The sequence below is a fragment of the Mesorhizobium sp. M0772 genome (genome assembly GCF_040320135.1).
GTDB lineage: Bacteria > Pseudomonadota > Alphaproteobacteria > Rhizobiales > Rhizobiaceae > Mesorhizobium.
Window position 1 is genome coordinate 19,945 of sequence record NZ_JAMYPB010000020.1, and the last position, 20,794, is coordinate 40,738.

A 20,794-nucleotide genomic window follows, 5' to 3' on the forward strand; every position below is an offset into this window, starting at 1 on the left:
AAAGGCGCTGAGGTTCCCCTTGATCACGTTCGCCAGCCCGCCTGCAGTACTGCCGCTGCCCACGGAATGTCCCTTTCACGTCGCCGCCGCCGTATTGGCACCGGACCACACCGGCCGCCGACGCCTGGTTTCTGGGCGCGCCCGAACCGCAGACGAGGCCTTCAGTCGGACGGTGATGGAAGGCATCGAGCGCAGCAGTGCCGTATATACCGGTCGCGAACAGGTCGTGGTGGCCACCTTCGATGAGATGGAAGGTTCGGCAATAGATCCTCGGGATCTTTTGAAGTATTCGCCCCGACAGTTGGCCCATGCGGAGGTTTGGAACTCCAGCGCTGATCGAGACCAATGGATACCCGGGCCTTTCAACACTGGGCGAGCGATATCATGGTTGGAGATCGAGCATGTCTCAACAGGAAATCGAGGATATGCGCCGGCAGCGTCTTGTCTGCTTTCATACCCGAATTGTTACGATTTCGGATTTTGTTTGGCAGACAGTTCGGGGCTTGCCGCTGGCCTAAATAGAGAAGAGGCGACGCTACGTGCCGTTCTCGAGCTTGTTGAACGCGATGCGGTGTCCATATGGTGGTATAATCGCCTTAAATTGCCGGAAGTCACGATACCGCAAAGTCAGGAAGAGTTGGTGAGGTTGTTTCGTAGCTGGTTGCGGACACTTCATCGGGAGCTTCATTTGATTGACCTAACCAATGATCTTGAGATCCCGGTTGTCGCCGCGCTGGCATATGGCGAGGATGGCAAAGGATTCTGGTTTGGTTCCGCTGCTGGCCCGGATCTGCATCAGGCCATTGAGGGTGCTCTGGGCGAGGTCTGCCAGTTCATGCTTTCCGCCAGTTTCGCACGGCCGATGTCTGCCGCCAGGCAGGCCATCCCACCGAATTTCGTCGCTTGGGCTGCTGCCGCGTCGTTGCGACGAAACAGCCATTTGACGCCCTCAGGTCGGCCTGACCATCGCCGTGAGCACGCCGGGCCGGAGGACGTGCTCGGCAAACTCAGGTCAAAGGCCGTTGACCTGTTCGTTGTGTGCTTGTCCCGCGACGATGCGCCAACCGTCGTCCGCGTCCTCGCACCTGCGCTTCGCCCTATCTGGCCCCGATACGCCAAGGGCCGGCTGTTCGAAGTTCCGGTAGCCATGGGCGCGCGCAAGAGTCCTATTTCAGAATCGGACCTTAATCCGACCGCTATTTTGTACTGACCTCAGCCCGCGTTGTCGAGGAGTTCACCGGCGTTGGACAGGTCGCGCACCGCAAAAGTTCAGCCAAGCGGCTTTAGCCTCGCGACTCTTGGAGTGTGTGCCGCTGTAGTGAAACGCGCAGAACTAGCCATTTCCGTACGGCTGGGTAGCGTCCGGCTCCGGGCGGCGTTCCCTTCGTTCTTCAAGGAACAGCTTGGTGTGCTCATCCCGCTCAAGAGGCGTTGTCCCGTGCTCTTGAGAGACGTCCCTGGATCGGCTGGAAGCGTCGATCTTCGCGATGAAGAACCAGGAAAAGCAGCGGATCGCCATTGCCGCGCCTTCCGTTTTCGGTTTCGTGACCTTGCCCAAGGTCGTGGCGATCATCCACTCAAAGACCGCTTCGAATGTCCGCTCGATTTCAGGAAGCTACGAGCAGATCGGCGAGCACATCCTGGCAGGTCGGGCGGATCTTGGAATCTCGAGACTGCCGCTGAACGCAAGTCTGTTTGAATGGGTTCCGCTTGGGTCGGCACGAAACGTATACATCTTTCATCCCGACCACCGTTTCTCAAAACGAACCTGTATCGAGGCGCAAGACCTGGCAGGCGAAACGATCGTCGATATCGATCCCCAGTTCGCCGCTCACCAGATGAACTTCAATGCCTTGCGCTTCGCCGGCGTTGAGCCAGACATACTGGTGGAATTCGATTGCAACGGTCACGAAGCCGGATACGTTTCGGCTGGCCTGGGCATTTCGATCACAAACGAGATCATCGCGCGTGAGTACGCGGCGTTTAACCTAGGAATAAAGCCAGTGGAACCTTCCGCGCTCTATCACTACGTCGCAATTTGGCAGAAGGGCAGGACCTTTTCCAGCGCATTGAATGTCTCGCTCGAGGCGATTATCGCTGCGTTTTCCACGGAGCCGCCTGCGGTTTCCTTAGGAAGCGCCAATTTATTGGCGGTCGGCTAGGCTGCCCTCGCAGTTCGGATCGTGTGCAGGGTTTCCGGCTGAGATGCGTATATCAACGCAACTTCTTCCAATCCTTGCGACCCGTGACAATATCGCTCAATCCATGCTGGATTCGTCGTTGTCCTCCCAGCAACGGCGGATGTCTGGCAAAGTGGTATTAGCCGATTGCCGCAACTCCGTATGTGGCGGTGTCTGTTGAAGCCTCGCCGCGATCACATGAAGTTGCTCCGGCCTCAAGTGGGTATAGCGGCGGAGCATCTTCCAATCCTTGTGCCCGGTGACCATGGCGACCTGCTCGATGCTGAAGCCAGCTTCAAACAGGCGGCTTGTGCCTTCGTGACGCAGGTCTTGGAAGTGCAGGTCCTCGACCTTAAGTTCATGACAGGCACGTCGGAAGCGGTTCCGGCCGACTTCCCATTGTAGGGGAAGATGCGTCCCTTTCCCTCAGTGGAGAAACGCTGCTCTTCGAGGATCGCGCGGGCGTCGTAACCACTCACATCGAGGAGCGGGATACGCATGTGATTGCCCTTTTTGTGGCGTGGGTCCTTGCGATCTCGCATCAGCAGGGTGTTGTTGCGGTCGTTCAGGTCCTCCCACGTGGCGTTGCAGATTTCCCCGAGCCGCATGGCGGTGGCGATCGCAAAGCGGATGATCTTGTCGACGGGGATAATCTGGAAGTTGTTTTCTCTGAAGTAGCTGATCAGGGCCTCTATCTCGCCAAGTGTCGGCCGCCGATCGCGTTCGTTGCCCTTGCCAACAAGACCCAAGCGGGCGAGGGCGACACGACCAAGTTCCACCGGGTCCGCTGAATAAGGCAGTCCATGCACAGCCGCGCCGTGCACCAGCAATGTCCGGATGTATCCGATGTCTATTCCAACGGTGACAGGTCCGGCGCCTTCCTCGGCTCGTTCCTTGCCGAACTTTATGACCTGTTCGCGACTGAGATCCGCGATGTTGAGCCTTCCGAGCCTGGCTCGTAGCAGGTCCAGGCTGAATGCCTTCGAACGCCCGATCAACTTGCCAACTTCCGTCATATCGGCGATATGCAGGTCGATCAGGTCGGAGACCGTTTTGATCCCGTCCTTGTGCTTGGGAGCAGGCTTCTGACCCAGGTCGATTTCTCGCTCAATTCGGCGCGCCCACATCTCGGCGTCCTTGCGGAGCGAGAAGCTGGTGCTGAGGGAGTGGCCTTGCAGCGAACCTGCACACGCCACTTGCCGGAAGCCAACTTGTTGATGGACGCCATGGGTGGTCTCTTTTTCGTGCACGCTGTGTGCACAGGGAGGGGTACAAAATGCGAAAACTGACGGATATCGTGTCGTACAACGGCGAACGTGTGCACGTTTTGAGGCCCTGAAAATACGAGAAAAAGCGTGATAAATCAAGCCAATAGGATTTCCGTTGCGCCGATGATGGACTGGACCGACCGGCATTGCCGGTTCTTCCACCGCCAGTTGACGCAGCGTGCGCTGCTCTACACCGAAATGGTGGTGGCGGACGCTGTCATCCATGGCGCGCGCGAGCGGCTGCTTGGTTTTGACGAGACCGAACATCCGGTGGCACTGCAACTCGGCGGCTCCGATGCGCAAAAGCTGGCCGAGGCGGCGCGCATCGGCGAGGCGTTCGGTTACGACGAAATCAATCTCAATGTCGGCTGTCCGTCCGACCGCGTCCAGTCCGGCACGTTCGGCGCCTGCCTGATGAAAGTGCCTGACCTCGTCGCCGATTGTGTGGCGGCGATGAAGGCGGCGGTGAAAATCCCGGTGACGGTCAAATGCCGCATCGGCGTCGACGAGCAGGATCCGGAGCCCGCGCTCGACGCGCTGGCCGACGGCGTTTTCGCGGCCGGCGCCGACGCGCTGTGGGTGCATGCGCGCAAGGCTTGGCTGGAGGGTCTGAGCCCGAAGGAAAATCGCGACATCCCGCCGCTCGACTATGACAGAGTCTATCGCCTCAAGGCTAGAAAATCGAACAAATTCATTGGCATCAATGGAGGCGTTCAATCGCTCGAAGAGGCGGCTCGCCACCTCGATCATGTCGATGGCGCCATGCTTGGCCGCGCCGCCTACCACACGCCAGGCATCCTGGCCGGCGTCGACGCGGCATTCTACGGCGACAAGGCCGGCGCCTACGATTTTGCCGCGCTGATCCACACGATGGCCGACTACGCCGCGCGGCATATCGAGCAGGGCGGGCGGCTCGGCCACGTCACCCGCCACATGGTCGGGCTGTTCCACGGCCTGCCGGGCGCGCGCCGCTTCCGGCAGATACTGTCCACCGACGCGACGAAACCCGGCGCCGGACCGGATGTGCTGAAGGCAGCGTTCGCTGCCGTCGATTTCGACCGTGTTGAAAAGGCCGCTTAAGCAGTTCAGTCGCGCAGAATCATCCGGTCGCCGCGCACGTCGAAACCCGACAGGGAACCGATGAAGTTCATGCCGAGCAGGCTCTGGCTGAGCGCGCCGGGCGCGGCGACCATGACCTGCATGTTCTTGCGCACGATGCCGCCGATCGCCAGTTCGTCGGTGCGCACCGAAGCGGCGCGCGCCATGCCATTGGCGGTCGAGACCGGGACGGTGAAGCTCAGCGCGGCCGGATTGAAGCCGGCCGCCTGCGCGTCTTCGGCGGTGAGCACTGTACTGGTCGCGCCGGTATCGACGACGGTGCGGATCGGCGCGCCGTTGATCGTGATGCGGGCCTCGAAATGGCCGCTGTCGGCCTTGTCCAGGGTCACGGTGGCATGGCCGTCCTCGACGCCGAGCGCCAGCGGGCTGCCGGGAACGAGGCCCGCCGTCACCCGGCTGGCGAAATCCTGCAACTCGTAGCGGTACTGGTAGCCGGCGACGAGCGCCAGCACGATCAGGGCCCACGTGCCGAGATTGCGGGCCATGACGCCGAGCGGCCTGCCGGACCGGACAAGGCCGGCGCTGACGAGCAAGCCGATCGCCCCCAGCCAGACCAGACGGCTGAAATCGTAATTCTCGATGCCGAACGTGCTGCCGGCGTCGTTGTTGATCATCAGCAGCACCAGCCCGAGGCCGATTGCCGCCATCACGATCCAGAACAGTCGGTTCATCGGACCTGCCGCCTCAAGAGAGGACGTCGCGCTCGCGCGCCATGCGGCTGCGGCGTGTTTCCCGGCGCGGCCTGCGCTCGACCGTTTCCAATCGGGCCGGCAACTCGGCCATGACGCTGCGGCGTACCTCCGGCGTCATCCCCATCCAGGCGCCGATTTCATCGCGCGTGCGGCCACAGCCGAAGCAGAAGCCGGTTTTCATGTCGATCGAACAGACCAGGATGCACGGGGATTCGATGGCCGTCATGACTTTCTCTTGAAGGTTCCGTCCGGAATCCCTCGTTCCATCTCCACATGGTGCAACGGCAAAGCCAATGCAAGCCCTTCGGAATGCGGCGCGGGCAACCGCTTTCGCGCCAATGTCGAGGGGAGTTGTGCCGGCCGGGCAAGGCGGTTATGCCGCTGATCAACCACAGGGAATGATCAGGACCGACATGACCAGCGCGCTGCCCTTCGACGACTTTCGCAATCTGCTGGCGAGCCTGCCGCCTGCCGATACAGTCGCGGAAAACAGGGTGCGCACCCTATTTTCCAAGGCCGACAAGCCGAAAGCCTCGCTTGGCCGCATCGAGGACATCGCCGCCTGGCTTGCTGCCTGGAGCGGGCGCGCCCCGCCGGCGGTGAACCGGCCCCTGGTGGCGATCTTCGCCGGCAACCATGGCGTGACCCGCCACGGCATCTCGCCGCGCCCTGTCGCTGCGACCGCAAACGCCGTTGAGCTGTGCGCCGCCGGCGGTGCGGCAATCAACCAGATTTGCGTCGCCAACAATCTTGGCCTCAAGGTGTTCGATCTGGCGCTGCACATTGCGACCGCCGACATCACCGAGGACGCCGCCCTCGACGAACGCGGCTGCGCCGCCACCATGGCCTTCGGCATGGAAGCCATCGCCGGTGGCGCCGATCTGATTTGCCTTGGCGATCTCGGCGTCGGCAACTCCACCGTTGCGGCGGCCTTGTGCGCCGTCCTGTTCGGTGGCAGCGGCGCCGACTGGGTCGGCCCCGCCTCGGGCGCGGACGCGGCCATGCAGGCGCGCAAGGCTGATGTAGTCGATAAAGCCGTCGCCTTCCATGGTGCGGCTCTGAAGGACCCGTTGGAAGCACTGCGCCGGGTCGGTGGCCGCGAATTTGCGGCCATTGCCGGCGCCATCCTCGCCGCCCGGATGCAAAAAATCCCGGTGCTGCTCGACGGCTTCGCCGCGACCGCTGCCGCTGCCGTGCTGCATGCCGCCAACCCGGGTGCGCTCGACCATTGCCTGCTGGCCAGCCAGTCGCCCGAACCCGGCCAAAGGCTTGCCGCCGAGCGGCTCGGCCTCAGGCCGCTGTTCGATCTCGGCATCAGCCACGGCGAAGGGGTAGGGGCCGCCCTTGCCGCCGGTCTGGTCAAGGCGGCGGCGCTTACCAGTTCGGGCATGGCGGCGGCGGTCAAAGCCTAGAACAAGCTGTCAACGTCGGCGGGCCGCCGCCACGGTCTTGGTTGGCAGCGCCGGCAGTTCCTCCATCACTCGGGCGAGCGGGAAAATGGCGATTGCCTCGGTGCCTTCGCGCAATTTCGACTGAAGTTCGAATTCGCCGCCATGCATGGCGAGCAGGCCCTGCACGATCGGCAGTCCGAGCCCGGTGCCCTGTTCGGCGCTCTTGATGGCGATCGAGCCCTGGCCGAAGGCGGACAGCACGATCGGGATTTCGTCTTCCGGTATGCCCGGCCCGTTATCCTTGACCGAAATGTACTGGCCGCCGCCCGCCGTCCAGCCGACGCGCACGCGAACTTCGCCGCCGGTGGCGGTGAATTTGATGGCGTTGGACAGGAGGTTGAGCGTTATCTGCCGCACCGCGCGCTCGTCGGCGAACAGCCGCGGCAGGGCACTTTCGAAATCCTGGACGATGCGGATGTCCTTGTTGCGCGCCTTCAATTCCATCATGTGGCAGCAATCTTCGGCGATGTTGAGCAGCATCACCGGCTCTTCGTTGAGCTGATAGCGGCCGGCCTCGATGCGCGACAGATCGAGGATTTCGTTGATCAGGTCGAGCAGATGCTGGCCGGAATCGTGCACGTCGCGGGCATAGTCGCGATAGGTCGGGTTGCTCATAGGCCCGAGCACTTCATTGGCCATCACCTCGGAAAACCCGAGAATGGCGTTGAGGGGCGTCCTCAGCTCATGGCTCATCGAAGCAAGGAAGCGCGACTTCGCCAGATTGGCGTCTTCGGCCCGCCGACGAGCTTCGTCCGACATCGATTTCGCGGTCTCCACCTCGGCGAGCAGCGCATCCTTTTCGGAGCGGAAGGACAGAAGTATCAGCGACGAGCGGTTGAGATGGCGCGCGATATAGGCAAGGAACGGCAATGCCGCGACCAGCAGGGCGACCATGATCGTCCCGACCGGCACCCAAAATTTCGTTTCAGCATAGGCATAGACCGCCACCGGAACGACGAAGGTGGCAAGCAGAGAGCCGCGCAAGGACGACGCCATGATAGCGGTCGCCGCCATGGCCAGCAGCAGCACCACCGCCTTGGCGCCCTGGAACTGGTCGATCTGGCAGGTGGCGCAGCCGAGCCAGGCGAACCACGCCCAGCCGAGGCCGCACAGCGAATGTCCGATCAGGAAATCCCTGCGGGTGTGAACAGGATTGAGCTCGGCGGCTTCGGTGCGCTCGACGCGGCGCGCCATGAAGGCGACGATCGAATAGCAGATCAGGGTGAACAGCGCCCAGACGCTGATCTGTTTGTCCACACCGGCCAGCAGCCCGGCCGCCGCGACCGCCAACACCAGCAGTGGGATGACGGCTGCGCCGCGCACCATGGTCCCGGCATGCAGCTTCAGCAGTTCACGGTCGAAGTCGAGATTGCCAACCTGCTGCGAAAGACGGTCGCGCGTCTTGCGCACCGCGCGCGCCACATCGCTGTTGCGGTGCGGTTTCCGGCGGTCCACAATGAATTTATCCGCTGTGTTCGAGCGTAGCAGAGGCATGGAAACTTCGATTTATGCGCGCAGCGATCTCAATTCGTTAAGCTACGTTCGAATGATTAAGAGACTGTTTGCCATATGAGCCGTTCGTGGTCGCCAAGGCCGCGCCGGCGATACTATCCGCCGCCGCCGCGAAGCCTGTGGCGCAAGCTGCTGGATTACGCGCTGACGGTCATTCTGCTCGGCCTGCTGATCCTGCTCGCCGCACGCCTCGACCGTTTCGAGACGCGCAAGGCGGAAGGGGTGGCGATCGTCAACGATGGCGATTCACTCACTCTTGGCACCGAACGTATCCGCATGCGCGGCATCGACGCTCCGGAATACCAGCAGATCTGCCGTAGGGATGGCGCAGACTACGCCTGCGGCAGGCTGGCGCGCCAAGCGCTGGTGCGGCTGATATCAGGAAATCCGGTGACCTGCAGCGGCTGGCAGCGCGACCGCTACGGCCGCCTGCTCGGCGATTGCAAGGCCGGTGGAAAGGATCTCAACCGGGCCCAGGTTGAGGCCGGCTGGGCAATTGCCTATGGCGATTTCGACGCCGAGCAGGCCATTGCCCGCGCCGGCAAGGTTGGCATCTGGGCCGGCACGTTCGATGAGCCGCAAGACTGGCGCGAAAGCCACCACGGCGGCCCGCTCGAAAGAAAGCACGGCAGCTGGCTTCGGTCGGTGACGCCTTGCGAGAGATGTTTCGCGTCTGGTGACGAGCACTATAGTTGAAGGACCAGATCGGGAGGATAAGCATGAAACTGTTCGACGGCGGCCGCGCCCCCAATCCGCGGCGCGTGCGGGTTTTCCTCGCCGAAAAGGGCATCGCAGTGCCGCTGGTGCCGGTCGACATGGGTGCGATGGGGCACAAGCAGGAGCCGGTCAGGTCGCGCAACCCGCTGCAGCGGCTGCCGGTGCTCGAGCTCGACGACGGTACCATCCTCACCGAATCCGTCGCCATATGCCGCTATTTCGAGGAACTGCATCCCGAACCGGCGCTGTTCGGGCAAGGCGCGCTCGGCAAGGCCAAGGTCGAGATGTGGCAAAGGCGCATGGAGTTCAATCTGCTCAGCTGCGTCGCCCAGGCTTTTCGCCACATCCATCCGGCGATGAAGGAATGGGAAATTCCGCAGATCCCCGAATGGGGCGAGGCCAACAAGGCGAAAGCGGTTGAATTCCTGAAACTGCTCGACCCCGAACTGGCAAACCGCGAATTCGCCGCCGGCGACGCCTATTCGATCGCCGATATCACCGGCATGATCGCCATGGATTTCATGAAACCGGCGCGCATCAAAGTGCCGGACGAGTGCACAAACGTGCTGCGCTGGTACAGTGCCGTCTCCAGTCGCCCGAGCGCTTCCGCCTGATGGAGGCGGAACTCGAACGCCTGACGGCAAAGGTCCGCGCCTGCCGCATCTGCGTCGACACTCCAGTCGGCAGGCCACTGCCGCACGAGCCGCGCCCGGTGCTGCTGCCATCATCCAGCGCCCGCATCCTGCTCGCCGGCCAGGCGCCAGGCACAAAGGTGCATTTGTCGGGCATGCCGTTCACCGACGCGTCCGGCCACCGCTTGCGAAGCTGGCTGGGCGTGACAAGCGAGGAATTCTACGACACGGATAAATTCGCCATCGTGCCAATGGGGTTCTGCTTCCCCGGCCAGGACGCCAAGGGCGGCGACCTGCCGCCGCGCCGAGAATGCGCGCTGGCCTGGCGCGCGCCGCTGATGGCGCTGATGCCGCAGATCGACCTCGTTTTGACAATCGGCTCCTACGCGCAATCCTGGCATATGGGCGCCACGCGCCGGCCGTCGCTGACCGAAACCGTGAAGGACTGGCGCACCATCTGGGATGCGCCGGCCAGCCTGAAAGTGCTGCCGCTGCCACACCCGTCATGGCGCAACTCAGGATGGCTGAAGCAGAATCCATGGTTTGAAATGGATTTGCTGCCGTTTCTGAGATCGGAAATCCGCTATCGCATAGATTAGACTTTAAGCAAGATATCACTCGCTTTTGTGCCATCCGGCAGAATTTCTTTCTTGTGAAAGGTCGAAATAAGAGGGAGTATAGCCAATCTATTCCCAAAGCGCGTCGCGCCCGAGGGAACGCGGCCTGCACCAGGAGCACCTCAATGGATCGCCTCGACAGAAAAATTCTCCGCCTCCTGCAGGAGGACGCGACGCTCGCGGTTGCCGATGTCGCCAAGAAAGTCGGCCTGTCGACGACGCCGTGCTGGCGCCGCATCCAGAAGCTGGAGGAAGAGGGAGTCATCAAGCGGCGCGTCGCCATTCTCGACCACGAAAAGGTCAATGTGCGCGTCACCGTCTTCGTGTCGATCCGCACCAATTCGCACAGCCATGAATGGCTGCGGCGTTTCTCGGAAGTCATCCAGGAATTTCCCGAGGTGGTCGAATTCTACCGCATGAGCGGCGACGTCGATTATCTCTTGCGCGTCGTGGTGCCCGATATCGCCGCCTATGACGCCTTCTACAAGCGGCTGATCGCCAAGATCGAGATCCGCGACGTGTCGTCGTCCTTCGCCATGGAGCAGATCAAGTACACGACCGAAATGCCGCTCGACTACATGCTGCTGGACAAGGAATCCGGCGCCAACGCGGCCTGAGCGCGGTTGTCCGTGACTGGGCGGTGACGCTGCACAAGCCGGCGGCGCTTAGTTTTTCTTTTTGTTGAGGAAACTCCAGGGCGAGTTGACCGGCAGCGTGATCGTGTCCGGCACCGTGTCGACTGCCACCACATCGGCTTTGCGTACGGTGTAGCCGGACTGGATGATGCTGACGCCGTCGAGAATGAACAACTGGCTCTTCTCCAAGCCGGGCCGCAAGGCGCCGGTCACGGCAACCGACTCATAGGCCTGCGACATCTTGTAGGGACGGGCCGGCGTCACCAGCACGATCTGGTTGGGCGGCGGCGTCGTGATGTGGCTGCAAGCGCCTGTCCACGGCACCAGCAGGAACTGGTAGACGAGATCGCCATCACGGTCGACCGGCAATGCATAGCCGGCTAATTGTACGGTCTTGTCCTGCAGGTTGAGCGACAATGTCTCGCCACGATCGGGCAGTTTTGCCGCAATCATCGGCAGGCCGGCATCTTCGGCCACCGCCTGCGTCGCAGGGCGGAGATCCTTCCAAAAGATATGCGCGGTTTGCGCTGAGGCGTCGAAGGTACCGGCTGTCAACAACGCGGCTGCAAGCGCGAGGGTCGATTGGAGATGTTTGGTCATAGGCCGAGTAAAGACGTCCTGGCCAATTGCGTCAACGCTTGAGCCGCATCATATGTCTGGGAGAGCCGGCGGCCAGGTTGCGTCGGCAAACGGGTTGCCAGGTCAGCCTTTTCTGGCGGCGATCCGCTCGATGATCTTGGCATTGGTGAGTTCCCTGACAGCGTCCTTGCCAATCCAGCGCGCCGTCTTGTCGGCCGACTGGGCCAGTCGTTCGGCCACGGCAAGGGCAGCGCCGTGCATCTCCAACGATCGCTTGCCGATCGAACGAAGCGCCCAGTTTACCGCCTTCTTCACGAAATTGCGGCTGTCGGTGGCATGCGCTTCGATGATCGGCAGGAAGCCGAGGAAAGTCGCCACCGGCTCCTGCTTCCGGTGCACGACGGACCACGCCATCATGGCGAAGGCCGTGCGTCGAACGAACTCGCGCTCGTCCGCCGCGAACTCTTCAATCAGCTCCTTCCAGGCGTCCGTGTCGACGAAGAGATCGGAGACGCCGTCGACGATGTCCCAGGAATCGAAGGACGCGGCCCATTGTCGTGCATCCGCGGCTGAGAAGCGCTTCGGGTCGGCCGTGACGGAAGCGATGAACTGCGCCTCCATGATGCCGGTCTGCCAAAGCTCGAAAGCACGCTCGTGGTTGCGCTTGATCTTTTTGGCGATCTGCCGCTGCATGCCATGCGAGATGCCGAGCGCGCGTTCGATCTTGATGCCGTAGCGCAGCATGCCGCGGCGATTGTCTTCCGAGCCGATCGAGCGCAAATGGGCGACGATCTCATCGGCGCTCGATTGGGGCGAAAGCTCGGCCATTGCGAACGCCTACTTCTCCAGTCGCGCCAGCAGGGACGACGTATCCCAGCGCTTGCCGCCCATCGCTTGCACATCCTTGTAGAACTGGTCGACAAGGGCGGTCACCGGCAGTCGCGCGCCATTGCGGTCGGCTTCATCGAGGCAGATGCCGAGATCCTTGCGCATCCAGTCGACGGCAAAGCCGAAATCGTATTTGCCGGCATTCATCGTCTTGTGTCGGTTCTCCATCTGCCAGGACCCGGCAGCGCCCTTGGAAATCACCTCGATGACCTTCTCGATGTCGAGCCCGGCCTTCTTGCCGAAGTGGATGCCTTCGGCCAGTCCCTGAACCAGCCCGGCAATGGTGATCTGATTGATCATCTTCGTGAGCTGGCCGGCGCCCGACGGACCCATCAGCCCGACCATGCGGGCGAAGGCGTCGATGACCGGCCTGGCCTTGTCGAAGGCAGCCTGCTCGCCGCCGACCATCACCGTCAGCACGCCGTTCTCGGCGCCCGCCTGCCCGCCGGAAACCGGCGCGTCGAGGAAGGAAAAGCCGGCCTTTTCAGCGGCGTCGGCCAGTTCGCGCGCCACTTCGGCCGAAGCGGTGGTGTTGTCGATGAAGACGGAGCCTTTTTTCATCGCGGCGAAGGCGCCATCGGCCCCGGTCGTCACCGAGCGCAGATCGTCGTCATTGCCGACGCAGGAGAAGACGAAATCCTGGCCCTCTGCGGCGTCCGCCGGCGTCAAAGCAAGCTTGCCGCCATGCTGGGCCACCCATTGTTCCGCCTTCGCCGCGGTGCGGTTGTAGACGGTGACGTCGTGGCCGCCTTTGTTCCTGAGGTGCCCGGCCATGGGATAGCCCATCACGCCAAGACCGAGAAATGCCACAGATGCCATGGGTTTGCCCTTCAGACGGAACGGAATTGTCTTGGACAGCTCTAGGCTCTACGCGCCATTCGTCAAGACGCGCATGAGCCGATCGACTGGTACAGCCGAACGCTCAGCGGATCAGATGAATGGTGATCCGTCGCTCGATCCATTCGACGCCGTGGCGCAGGATCTCGACCATCACCAGATAGACGATGGCGACCCAGACATAGGCCTGGAAGTCGAAGGACTTGGCGTAGGCCAGCTTCGCGTTGCCCATCAAATCATAGACTGTGATGATGGCAACGATGGCGGAGGCCTTGATCATCAGGACGAGTTCATTGCCGTAGGGCCGGAGCGCGACGATAAACGCCTGCGGCAGGATGACCTTGCGCAGCGTCTGCAATTTGTGCAGGCCGAGCGAAGCAGCGCCCTCCCATTGGCCCCTCGGAACACTTTCTATGGCGCCGCGCAGGATCTCGGCCTGGTAGGCGGCGGTGTTGAGCGCGAAGGCGAACACACCGCAATTGAAGGCGTCGCGGAAGAACCACCACAGTCCGACGGATTCGAGCTGCACCCGGAACGAGCCCAGGCCGTAATAGACGAGATAGACCTGGACCAGCAGCGGCGTGCCGCGGAAGAAGTAGACGTAGCAATAGGCCAGGACGGACAGATAGCGGTTCTTCGACATGCGGGCATAGGTGACGGGCAGCGAAAAAAGCGCGCCGAGCACCATCGAGATGGCCACCAGCGCAAGCGTGGTTCCCAAGCCCTGCAGATAGGCCGGCGCGTATCTGGCGAAGAATTCGCCATTCCAGGCGTAAACCAGATAGACGGCGATGCCGATGCCGAACAGGATCCAGAAGCCGACCAGCGCGTAGCCGACGATACGGGCCCGCGGCCAGCCTCGCGCCCGTGGTGGTGGCTTCTCGATGTCGACGGCGGCGCGCGTCACGACGCTCATCGTGCCTCCCTCCTCCCGAGCGAACGCAGGATGAAGCCGGTGGCGATCGACGACAGGATGGCAAGGATAAGGAACACCATCGCCGCGACGCTGTAGAACAGGAAGGAATGTTTGGTGACACGGGCCGCCACGCCGGCGTTGCGCAGGGTTTCAGCCAGGTTGACGACCGACACCAGGGCCGTGTCCTTGAGCAGGCTCAGCCAGCAATTCTCAAGGCCGGGGAAGGCGATGCGCAGCAGCTGCGGCAGGATCACCTTGCGCATCGTCTGCCATTTCGACAGCCCGATCGCATAGCCGCCCTCATACTGGCCCTTCGGAATGGCGCGAAAGGCCGAAAGGAAGACTTCGCTGGAATAGGACGAAAAGATCAGCGACAGCACGATCATGCCGGCGAGGAAGCTGTCGACATCGACCGTCGCTTCCGGCCTGAACAGACGGATGACATACTGCAAGAGGATCGGCATGCCGAAGAAGAACAGGAAAAGCGTCACCAGTTCCGGCAGTCCGCGAAACACCGTGGTGTAGATGTTGGCAGCCACGCGAAGCGATGGCTCTTCGGATTGTTTCGCCCAGGCCACGAAAAAGCCGATCGTCAGGCCGATCGGCAGTGTCGCCAGCGCGAGCGCAATGGTGACCAGTGCGCCATAGGCAATATCGTCAATCCAGCCATCGGGTCCCCAAGTGAGAAGTATCCATATGTTCTGGCTTGGCATTGACGGGTCTTGTCTCCACTTCTGTCAGGCCAAGGCGGCAGGAGGAAACTTCCCCTGCCGCCTTGTTCAGACGATCAGGACTCGGCGCCGAAGACGTCGAACTTGAAGTACTTGTCGTTGATTTCCTTGTACTTTCCGTTGGCGCGGATTGCGTCGATGGCGCTGTTCAACTTGTTGACCAGATCCGTCTCGCCCTTGCGCACGGCGATGCCGGCGCCCGGTCCAAAGATATCGACCGGCTGCGGCGAAGGCTGGCCGAGAATCTTGCAGCAGGCGCCATCAGGCGAATCCAGGAACTGTTGCAACACGACGATATCGTCCTCGATCGCGTCGAGACGGCCATTGGCGAGATCGGCCTGCTCTTCGGGGCTGCTCGGATAGCCCTTGACCGTGCTGTCCGTATAGGTTTTCGAGGCATAATTGAAATGCGTCGTGGTGGTTGCGACGCCGATGGTCTTGCCGGCCAGGTCTTCCTTGGTCACGCCCTTGAGGGTCGAATCCTTGGGTACCGCGATCGCCGACGGCGTGTTGTAGTATTTGTGGGTGAAGTCGACCTTCTCGGCGCGCTCCGGCGTGATCGACATCGAGGCGACGATGGCGTCGAACTTGCCGGCCTGCAGGGCCGGAATGATGCCGTCCCAATCCTGGGCGACGAAGGTGCACTTGACCTTCATCTCGTCGCAGAGCGCCTTGGCGATGTCGATGTCGAAGCCCACGAGCTGGCCGTCGGAGGTCAGGTTGTTGAATGGGGGGTAGGCGCCTTCGGTGCCGATTCTCAGGGTCGTTTCCTGAGCCTGGGCGACGCCGAGCGTCAGCAGCGCAGCCGATGCGGCGAGCGCGATACGCAGTGCAATACGCATGATAGTCCTCTCTTTATGGCTCCCGGCCGTCGTTCCGGAACGGCTCTGTGGGGCGGTGCTTTTGACCGCCCGCTGGCGCGATACTCCCACTGTTTTCGGGAGAAAAGCAACTGCAAAACCGTTGCTTGCGGGATTTGCGGGTCCAGCCAATGCCGACGCCGGGTTAATGCATGTCGCCCAAAAGTGCGCAGCGGTTTTGGGACAACGACATGCATAAATAAAACAACCTGAAGCGTCGCATGAGGCCGTTCAGGCGCGACGCGCTTAGACAATGCAACGGCTGAAGAGGGCGGCTGACCCGGGCGAGGGCAGGGGCCTCAAGGTTTGAGGCCGGTCATGCGCTCGATGAAGTCGGCTATCCCTCCCGAGTCGTCGAGATCGAACACAGGCAGGCTTTCGCCGGTAACCGCGAAGTCGGCGGCAATCGCCACGATATGTCCGTCGTTGGCCGACAGCGGCGAGCGGTCCTTGGCCTCCCGCCGCCGGGTCTCGATCTTTTTGTGCGCCTCGCGCTTGTAGCCTTCGACCAGCACGATGTCGCACGGGGCCAGCCGCGACAGGACCGTCTCCAGCGTCGGCTCGTCCTCACCGCGCAATTCATGCATCAGCGCCCAGCGTTTGCCCGACACCACCGCGACTTCGGTGGCGCCCGCCTGGCGGTGGCGAAAGCTGTCGGCGCCAGGCTTGTCGATGTCGAACTCATGATGGGCGTGTTTGACCGTCGACACCGTCCAGCCGCGCCGGACGAGCTCTGTGACCAGCTTCTCGGTCAGTGTGGTCTTGCCGGAATTCTTCCAGCCGGTGATGCCGAAGATGTTCATGGGCCGATGCTCTGCAACAGACGCTCGGCCACCGCAAGGTCGTGCGGTGTGTTGATGTTGAAGAACGGGTCGATCTCGTCACTGCCGTGGGCCAGCAACGGAAATTCCACTTCGACACAGTCGTGCCGCTCGATGAAGGCGGAGACGCGCCTGTTGTCCTCGTCGATCAGGAAATGACGCAAGGCCTCACGCAGCCCGAGCGGCCACAGCGCGAAGGTCGGATGCTGCCGGCCGCCGGAACTGGCAACCGCAATCGAGCCTGGTCGCTCGTCAACAGCCGCAGCCAGCCTCACGACCAGGTCCACCGGCAGGAACGGGGTGTCGCCGGCGGCCGTCGCCAATGCCTTGAAAGCGGTATTCGCTGCCGCCCATTCGAGGCCGGTGAGGATTCCGGCAAGCGGTCCGGCATAGCCTTCGACCATATCGGCGAGAACCGGAAGACCGGCCGCGGCGAAGCGCGCCGGGTCACCATTGGCGCTAAGCGCCAGCGATCCGACCTGCGGCGCCAGGCGGGCAACGACATGGTCGAGAAGCGGACGCCCGCCAAGCGCCAGCAAAGTCTTGTCGCCGCCGCCCATGCGCCGTGACAGGCCTCCGGCCAGGATAATTCCTGCAATGTCTTGGCTCATGGCCAAGCTATATGCCGTCCGGCGCCATGTCGGGTCCAGCGCTTTCGGCTGCGGGTTTCTGCCGGCCAACGACCCGCTCGCGATAGAGCGCGTAGAGGCCGGAGCCGATGATGATGGCGGAGCCGAAGATCATCGGCAGGTCGGGGACATCGCCGAAGATGATGAGGCCAAGCAGCATCGACCAAAAGAGGGCGGTGTAGCGGAATGGCGCAATGAAGGAGATGTCGCCGGCCCGCATTGCCATGATGATGAACTGGTAGCCGATCAGCACCAGCACCGCCGCCAATGCCAAAAGTGCCGTGCCTTTGCCGGACATCGGCGTCCAGCCGCCCATCGGCGACAGCAGCACGGCGCCGACGATGGTCATGGCGATTGCCGTTGCCGTCGACACCAGCAAGGTCGGGATAGCCCTCGGGATGCGCTTGGTGGCGAGGTCACGTACTGCGCAACAGGCGACGCTGACGAGTGCGTACAGCGAATAGACGCTGAAGCCTTCGAAGCCTGGCCGCACGATGATCAGCACGCCGCCAAAGCCGACCGCGATCGCCAGCCAGCGCCGCCAGCCGACCGCTTCGCTGAATACGAGTGCCGCCCCCATCGTCACCGCCAGCGGCAGCGCCTGCAGCACCGCCGAGACATTGGCGATCGGCAGATGCGCTAATGCCACAAGGAAGGCGACGGTGGCGCCGGCCTCGGCGACCACGCGAAGCGCTACCAGCGGCTGCAGCATCGACCTCGGTCGCGCGAGCGCGCCTTGCTGCCAGGCGAGCAGGCCGACGAGCAGCGACGCAAAGGCGCCGCGCACCAGCATCACCTGCGCCATGTTCATCGATTCCGACGAGAACTTGGTGATGGCGTCGTTGAGGGTGAAGCCGATCATGGCCACCATCATGCACAGCGCGCCGCGAATGTTTGGGGAAAGAGGCAAGGGCGTTACCGGTTTTGCAAGAGCAATTCCAGGAAAAGTGTGAAACGGTTTTCCGTCCGGAATTGCGTGAAAACAAAGAATAAAGCGGTTCGACGTTTCGGCGAAACGGTGAACCGCCCAAGCCTGTAGCAGCCGGCGGCAAGACAGCAACGTCAAAGAAATAGGCCACGGATTTTCACCCGTGGCCCATAGAAATCCCTGAGAGGGCTGGCCGGATGACCGGCAGGCTCATTTCGGCGTCAGCACCTCGGTGCCGCTGCCGTTCTTACCGGCGATGGTCCACAGGCCGTGCAGCGAGCCGTCATCTTCTACCTTGTAGACGACGAGACCGATTTCCTTGCCCATGACATAGCCGGCGGAGAAGGCATCGTCGTTGCGCATGCAGATGCCGTCCGACGATGATCCGCCGGTCTCCCAATGGATGGTGCAGGTGGTCTCGCTGGTCAGCGTGATGGTGGCTTGGCCGCCATATTTCGAGCCGTCGAAATTGGTGCCCGCAACGGTGTAGCTGCCACCGATGGACTGTGCTGCTGCCGGCGCGGCGGCAAACCCAAGCATTGCAAGAGAAAGTAAGAATGTGCGCATGTCGTATTCCCTCAAACCGAGCGACGAGCCGCTATAGGCCGAAATTTAGGGCGGAACGCGATGGCGGTAAATCGGGTTTGCAGCGTCGAGAGCGATTTATTCCCAGTGTTGCTCAGCCCCATGCAGGCTGTCGCCGATAGCGCCGACCAGTGGGTCGTACTTGGCCTTGAGCGAGGCGGGATATTCGATCCAGACTGTATGGATTGCATCCTCCTTTTCGAAGACGATTCGGGTATAGAAGATCTTGTCGCCTTTGGTGCCTGAGACCACTGCCCAGTTCTTACCGGTTTTGCTGTAAGTGACCTTTTCCCCAGAGTCAGGGTCGGCTTTTTCCTTTTCAACCAGACTGTCGGGCGTATCTTCCGTCAGCTTGTATCCGCCGTAACAGGACAAGCTCGCACCATCGGGGCTAAGCCATTTTCGACCGTCGCCATTGAGGGACTCAGGCATCGGCTTGCTGAAAATCTGGCTCGGGAACGTGCACACCGTGCCATAGCGCGCATTGATGTAGGTGAACGGCTTTGCGAGCGCCACTGTGGTCGCCAATGATAGGGCCACGACCAGCGCTGACAGCCCGGTTTGGCAAACACGCTGCATGGAAATCCCCCTCGCTTCCAACGGAAGCATTCTGCACCAATCGCGGAGAAAATCAGCCGCCGGTGACGCTCATATGTCTCGACACCGACGGGCGGCTGGTGCGGCGGTCGATGATGAAATCATGGCCCTTCGGCTTGCGGCCGATCGCTTCGTCGATGGCAGCAGCGACCAGTTCGTTGCCTTCGGACGCACGCAACGGCGCGCGCAGGTCGGCGGCATCCTCCTGACCCAGGCACATATAGAGCGTGCCGGTGCAGGTCAGCCGCACGCGGTTGCAGCTTTCGCAGAAATTATGCGTCATCGGCGTGATGAAGCCCAGCCTGCCGCCGGTCTCTGCGACATGGACGTAGCGGGCCGGACCGCCGGTCTTGTAGGGGATGTCGCTCAGCGTGAACTGGCGCTCGAGCGAAGCGCGCAGCAGCGACAGCGGCAGATACTGGTCGGTGCGGTCGGCGTCGATCTCGCCCATCGGCATGGTTTCGATGACGGTCAAGTCCATGCCGCGGCCATGTGCCCAGCGCATCATCTCCGGCAGTTCGGCGTCGTTGAAGTCCTTCAGCGCAACGGCGTTGAGCTTCACCTTCAGCCCCGCCGCCTGCGCGGCATCGATGCCTTGCATGACCTTGCCGAGATGGCCCCAGCGGGTGATGGCGTGGAACTTGTCGGCATCGAGCGTGTCGAGCGAGACATTGATGCGCTCGACACCGCAATCGGCAAGCTCAGCGGCAAAGCGCGACAGCTGCGAGCCATTGGTGGTCAGCGTCAACTCTTCCAGCGCGCCGCTCTTCAGGTGCCGCGACAGCTGCCGCACCAGATGCATGATGTTCTTGCGCACCAGCGGCTCGCCGCCGGTGAGGCGCAGTTTGCGCACGCCCTTTTCGATGAAGACGGTGCAGAGCCGGTCGAGTTCCTCGAGCGACAGCAGGTCCTTCTTGGGCAGGAACGCCATGTCCTCGGCCATGCAATAGGTGCAGCGGAAATCGCAGCGGTCGGTGACCGACACGCGCAAGTAGCTGATCGTGCGACCGAAGGGATCGATCATGTCCATGCGTTCAAGCGTTTCCAATGCTGCGAGTGGCGCCGTTATATACGGCTATGTGATACGATCCAACCCGCCATTCAAGATAGCCGCTCTCGATCTTTGGTGACATTCCCTGGCCGACATCCGGTGTCGGCCGGGTCCAAATGGCCTTTTCCGCTCGCGCGAAGCAGCGTAGGGAAGGGCGGATTGACGGGATGCAGAACAATGACGGCGCCGAAGGAACTCAGGGTCTCGAAGGACAGAAAACTGCTGTCCGTCACCTTTCCCGATCATCGGCCGTTCGAACTGCCGGCCGAACTGCTGCGCGTCGCTTCACCCTCGGCCGAGGTGCAGGGCCATTCGCCGGACCAGCGGGTGACGGTTCCCGGCAAGCGCAACGTGGCCATCCTCAAGATCGAGCCGGTCGGCAACTACGCCGTGCGCATCACCTTCGACGATTTTCACGACACCGGCATCTTCACCTGGAATTACCTGCACACGCTTGGCCACGAAAAGGACGCGCGCTGGAATGCCTATCTCGCCGAGCTCCAGGAGAAGGGACTGAGCCGCGACCGCTAGTCGGCACTGTCCGCAAAA

At 62.1% G+C, this 20,794-nt stretch carries 26 protein-coding genes; 9 read left to right on the forward strand and 17 right to left on the reverse strand.

Features of this window, described 5'->3' with window-relative positions; genetic code table 11:
* Positions 1-19: 19 nt before the first annotated feature.
* Positions 20-1,210, forward strand: a complete 1,191-nt coding sequence (locus NKI06_RS15520) for a YcaO-like family protein (RefSeq protein ID WP_352986089.1) — start codon at positions 20-22, stop codon at positions 1,208-1,210.
* Between the two features lie 277 nt (positions 1,211-1,487).
* The gene (locus NKI06_RS15525) at positions 1,488-2,162 is read left to right on the forward strand and encodes a LysR family transcriptional regulator substrate-binding protein (protein ID WP_352986091.1); all 675 of its coding nucleotides are present in this window, start codon (positions 1,488-1,490) and stop codon (positions 2,160-2,162) included.
* A 96-nt stretch (positions 2,163-2,258) separates the two neighbouring features.
* Here the strand turns inward: NKI06_RS15525 and NKI06_RS15530 are convergent, their stop codons facing one another.
* Both NKI06_RS15530 and NKI06_RS15535 read right to left on the reverse strand, forming a co-directional pair.
* The gene (locus NKI06_RS15530) at positions 2,259-2,507 is read right to left on the reverse strand and encodes a tyrosine-type recombinase/integrase (protein ID WP_352986128.1); all 249 of its coding nucleotides are present in this window, start codon (positions 2,505-2,507) and stop codon (positions 2,259-2,261) included.
* Positions 2,396-3,430, reverse strand: a complete 1,035-nt coding sequence (locus NKI06_RS15535; RefSeq protein WP_352986092.1) for a tyrosine-type recombinase/integrase — start codon at positions 3,428-3,430, stop codon at positions 2,396-2,398. Before NKI06_RS15535 ends, NKI06_RS15530 begins: the two co-directional genes overlap by 112 nt.
* Positions 3,431-3,535: 105 nt before the next feature.
* Between NKI06_RS15535 and dusA the strand changes: the two genes are divergently transcribed.
* Positions 3,536-4,528: a tRNA dihydrouridine(20/20a) synthase DusA gene (dusA, locus tag NKI06_RS15540; RefSeq protein ID WP_352986094.1), complete on the forward strand. Its 993-nt coding sequence runs from the start codon at positions 3,536-3,538 to the stop codon at positions 4,526-4,528.
* 5 nt (positions 4,529-4,533) lie between these two features.
* Here the strand turns inward: dusA and NKI06_RS15545 are convergent, their stop codons facing one another.
* Together NKI06_RS15545 and NKI06_RS15550 are read right to left on the reverse strand one after the other, a co-directional pair.
* On the reverse strand, positions 4,534-5,238 hold the full coding sequence (locus tag NKI06_RS15545) for a TIGR02281 family clan AA aspartic protease (RefSeq protein WP_023726599.1): 705 nt from the start codon (positions 5,236-5,238) through the stop codon (positions 4,534-4,536).
* A 13-nt stretch (positions 5,239-5,251) separates the two neighbouring features.
* A complete protein-coding gene (locus tag NKI06_RS15550) occupies positions 5,252-5,485 on the reverse strand; it encodes a DUF1289 domain-containing protein (protein WP_023824914.1) in 234 nt (77 codons plus the stop codon).
* Positions 5,486-5,672: 187 nt separating this feature from the next.
* Here NKI06_RS15550 and NKI06_RS15555 point away from each other — a divergent pair, with 187 nt between their 5' ends.
* Positions 5,673-6,671 (forward strand): nicotinate-nucleotide--dimethylbenzimidazole phosphoribosyltransferase, encoded by a 999-nt coding sequence (locus NKI06_RS15555; protein ID WP_023710483.1) that lies wholly within the window; start codon positions 5,673-5,675, stop codon positions 6,669-6,671.
* A gap of 9 nt (positions 6,672-6,680) precedes the next feature.
* Here the strand turns inward: NKI06_RS15555 and NKI06_RS15560 are convergent, their stop codons facing one another.
* Entirely contained in the window at positions 6,681-8,204 is a 1,524-nt protein-coding gene (locus NKI06_RS15560; protein ID WP_352986095.1) for a sensor histidine kinase, read from the reverse strand.
* Positions 8,205-8,279: 75 nt separating this feature from the next.
* On the opposite strand from NKI06_RS15560, the gene NKI06_RS15565 reads away from it, so the two are divergent.
* From NKI06_RS15565 to NKI06_RS15580, 4 genes are all read left to right on the forward strand, one after another.
* The gene (locus NKI06_RS15565; protein WP_352986096.1) at positions 8,280-8,918 is read left to right on the forward strand and encodes a thermonuclease family protein; all 639 of its coding nucleotides are present in this window, start codon (positions 8,280-8,282) and stop codon (positions 8,916-8,918) included.
* A gap of 23 nt (positions 8,919-8,941) precedes the next feature.
* Entirely contained in the window at positions 8,942-9,553 is a 612-nt protein-coding gene (locus NKI06_RS15570) for a glutathione S-transferase (RefSeq protein WP_023708349.1), read from the forward strand.
* Complete coding sequence (locus NKI06_RS15575; RefSeq protein ID WP_023755281.1) at positions 9,553-10,170, forward strand: uracil-DNA glycosylase family protein; 618 nt, start codon at positions 9,553-9,555, stop codon at positions 10,168-10,170. The genes NKI06_RS15570 and NKI06_RS15575 overlap by 1 nt, the downstream gene beginning before the upstream one ends.
* Positions 10,171-10,313: 143 nt before the next feature.
* Positions 10,314-10,805: an Lrp/AsnC family transcriptional regulator gene (locus NKI06_RS15580; RefSeq protein ID WP_023669013.1), complete on the forward strand. Its 492-nt coding sequence runs from the start codon at positions 10,314-10,316 to the stop codon at positions 10,803-10,805.
* 48 nt (positions 10,806-10,853) lie between these two features.
* Here the strand turns inward: NKI06_RS15580 and NKI06_RS15585 are convergent, their stop codons facing one another.
* The 12 genes from NKI06_RS15585 to moaA form a co-directional block, all read right to left on the reverse strand.
* Entirely contained in the window at positions 10,854-11,423 is a 570-nt protein-coding gene (locus tag NKI06_RS15585; protein WP_352986097.1) for a DUF3299 domain-containing protein, read from the reverse strand.
* Positions 11,424-11,525: 102 nt separating this feature from the next.
* A complete protein-coding gene (locus NKI06_RS15590) occupies positions 11,526-12,230 on the reverse strand; it encodes a DNA alkylation repair protein (protein ID WP_352745866.1) in 705 nt (234 codons plus the stop codon).
* A 9-nt stretch (positions 12,231-12,239) separates the two neighbouring features.
* Positions 12,240-13,109 (reverse strand): NAD(P)-dependent oxidoreductase, encoded by an 870-nt coding sequence (locus NKI06_RS15595; RefSeq protein ID WP_023690739.1) that lies wholly within the window; start codon positions 13,107-13,109, stop codon positions 12,240-12,242.
* A 103-nt stretch (positions 13,110-13,212) separates the two neighbouring features.
* Positions 13,213-14,043, reverse strand: a complete 831-nt coding sequence (locus NKI06_RS15600) for an ABC transporter permease (RefSeq protein ID WP_023688511.1) — start codon at positions 14,041-14,043, stop codon at positions 13,213-13,215.
* Complete coding sequence (locus NKI06_RS15605; protein ID WP_023669007.1) at positions 14,040-14,756, reverse strand: ABC transporter permease; 717 nt, start codon at positions 14,754-14,756, stop codon at positions 14,040-14,042. Before NKI06_RS15605 ends, NKI06_RS15600 begins: the two co-directional genes overlap by 4 nt.
* 74 nt (positions 14,757-14,830) lie before the next feature.
* Complete coding sequence (locus NKI06_RS15610; protein ID WP_023688509.1) at positions 14,831-15,616, reverse strand: ABC transporter substrate-binding protein; 786 nt, start codon at positions 15,614-15,616, stop codon at positions 14,831-14,833.
* 317 nt (positions 15,617-15,933) lie between these two features.
* The gene (mobB, locus tag NKI06_RS15615; protein WP_023714210.1) at positions 15,934-16,437 is read right to left on the reverse strand and encodes a molybdopterin-guanine dinucleotide biosynthesis protein B; all 504 of its coding nucleotides are present in this window, start codon (positions 16,435-16,437) and stop codon (positions 15,934-15,936) included.
* Positions 16,434-17,066, reverse strand: coding sequence for a molybdenum cofactor guanylyltransferase MobA (mobA, locus tag NKI06_RS15620; RefSeq protein ID WP_352597222.1), 633 nt, complete (start codon positions 17,064-17,066; stop codon positions 16,434-16,436). The genes mobB and mobA overlap by 4 nt, the downstream gene beginning before the upstream one ends.
* 7 nt (positions 17,067-17,073) lie before the next feature.
* Entirely contained in the window at positions 17,074-17,994 is a 921-nt protein-coding gene (locus NKI06_RS15625) for a DMT family transporter (protein WP_352512086.1), read from the reverse strand.
* A 228-nt stretch (positions 17,995-18,222) separates the two neighbouring features.
* Positions 18,223-18,579 (reverse strand): hypothetical protein, encoded by a 357-nt coding sequence (locus NKI06_RS15630; protein ID WP_023750703.1) that lies wholly within the window; start codon positions 18,577-18,579, stop codon positions 18,223-18,225.
* 96 nt (positions 18,580-18,675) lie between these two features.
* Entirely contained in the window at positions 18,676-19,176 is a 501-nt protein-coding gene (locus NKI06_RS15635; protein WP_023820731.1) for a hypothetical protein, read from the reverse strand.
* Positions 19,177-19,228: 52 nt separating this feature from the next.
* A complete protein-coding gene (gene moaA, locus NKI06_RS15640) occupies positions 19,229-20,224 on the reverse strand; it encodes a GTP 3',8-cyclase MoaA (RefSeq protein WP_031195678.1) in 996 nt (331 codons plus the stop codon).
* A gap of 198 nt (positions 20,225-20,422) precedes the next feature.
* Here moaA and NKI06_RS15645 point away from each other — a divergent pair, with 198 nt between their 5' ends.
* Positions 20,423-20,776: a gamma-butyrobetaine hydroxylase family protein gene (locus tag NKI06_RS15645; protein ID WP_023668999.1), complete on the forward strand. Its 354-nt coding sequence runs from the start codon at positions 20,423-20,425 to the stop codon at positions 20,774-20,776.
* The last annotated feature ends 18 nt before the right edge of the window (positions 20,777-20,794 follow it).

What these genes read in the sequence shown, in the direction of transcription:
- NKI06_RS15525 (WP_352986091.1), top strand. Translation starts at nt 1,488, where the DNA reads ATGAAGAACCAGGAAAAGCAGCGGATCGCCATTGCCGCGCCTTCCGTT.
- NKI06_RS15545 (WP_023726599.1), bottom strand. Translation starts at nt 5,238, where the DNA reads ATGAACCGACTGTTCTGGATCGTGATGGCGGCAATCGGCCTCGGGCTG.
- NKI06_RS15550 (WP_023824914.1), bottom strand. Translation starts at nt 5,485, where the DNA reads ATGACGGCCATCGAATCCCCGTGCATCCTGGTCTGTTCGATCGACATG.
- NKI06_RS15555 (WP_023710483.1), top strand. Translation starts at nt 5,673, where the DNA reads ATGACCAGCGCGCTGCCCTTCGACGACTTTCGCAATCTGCTGGCGAGC.
- NKI06_RS15560 (WP_352986095.1), bottom strand. Translation starts at nt 8,204, where the DNA reads ATGCCTCTGCTACGCTCGAACACAGCGGATAAATTCATTGTGGACCGC.
- NKI06_RS15565 (WP_352986096.1), top strand. Translation starts at nt 8,280, where the DNA reads ATGAGCCGTTCGTGGTCGCCAAGGCCGCGCCGGCGATACTATCCGCCG.
- NKI06_RS15570 (WP_023708349.1), top strand. Translation starts at nt 8,942, where the DNA reads ATGAAACTGTTCGACGGCGGCCGCGCCCCCAATCCGCGGCGCGTGCGG.
- NKI06_RS15575 (WP_023755281.1), top strand. Translation starts at nt 9,553, where the DNA reads ATGGAGGCGGAACTCGAACGCCTGACGGCAAAGGTCCGCGCCTGCCGC.
- NKI06_RS15580 (WP_023669013.1), top strand. Translation starts at nt 10,314, where the DNA reads ATGGATCGCCTCGACAGAAAAATTCTCCGCCTCCTGCAGGAGGACGCG.
- NKI06_RS15585 (WP_352986097.1), bottom strand. Translation starts at nt 11,423, where the DNA reads ATGACCAAACATCTCCAATCGACCCTCGCGCTTGCAGCCGCGTTGTTG.
- NKI06_RS15590 (WP_352745866.1), bottom strand. Translation starts at nt 12,230, where the DNA reads ATGGCCGAGCTTTCGCCCCAATCGAGCGCCGATGAGATCGTCGCCCAT.
- NKI06_RS15595 (WP_023690739.1), bottom strand. Translation starts at nt 13,109, where the DNA reads ATGGCATCTGTGGCATTTCTCGGTCTTGGCGTGATGGGCTATCCCATG.
- NKI06_RS15600 (WP_023688511.1), bottom strand. Translation starts at nt 14,043, where the DNA reads ATGAGCGTCGTGACGCGCGCCGCCGTCGACATCGAGAAGCCACCACCA.
- NKI06_RS15605 (WP_023669007.1), bottom strand. Translation starts at nt 14,756, where the DNA reads ATGCCAAGCCAGAACATATGGATACTTCTCACTTGGGGACCCGATGGC.
- NKI06_RS15610 (WP_023688509.1), bottom strand. Translation starts at nt 15,616, where the DNA reads ATGCGTATTGCACTGCGTATCGCGCTCGCCGCATCGGCTGCGCTGCTG.
- mobB (WP_023714210.1), bottom strand. Translation starts at nt 16,437, where the DNA reads ATGAACATCTTCGGCATCACCGGCTGGAAGAATTCCGGCAAGACCACA.
- mobA (WP_352597222.1), bottom strand. Translation starts at nt 17,066, where the DNA reads ATGAGCCAAGACATTGCAGGAATTATCCTGGCCGGAGGCCTGTCACGG.
- NKI06_RS15630 (WP_023750703.1), bottom strand. Translation starts at nt 18,579, where the DNA reads ATGCGCACATTCTTACTTTCTCTTGCAATGCTTGGGTTTGCCGCCGCG.
- NKI06_RS15635 (WP_023820731.1), bottom strand. Translation starts at nt 19,176, where the DNA reads ATGCAGCGTGTTTGCCAAACCGGGCTGTCAGCGCTGGTCGTGGCCCTA.
- moaA (WP_031195678.1), bottom strand. Translation starts at nt 20,224, where the DNA reads ATGGACATGATCGATCCCTTCGGTCGCACGATCAGCTACTTGCGCGTG.
- NKI06_RS15645 (WP_023668999.1), top strand. Translation starts at nt 20,423, where the DNA reads ATGACGGCGCCGAAGGAACTCAGGGTCTCGAAGGACAGAAAACTGCTG.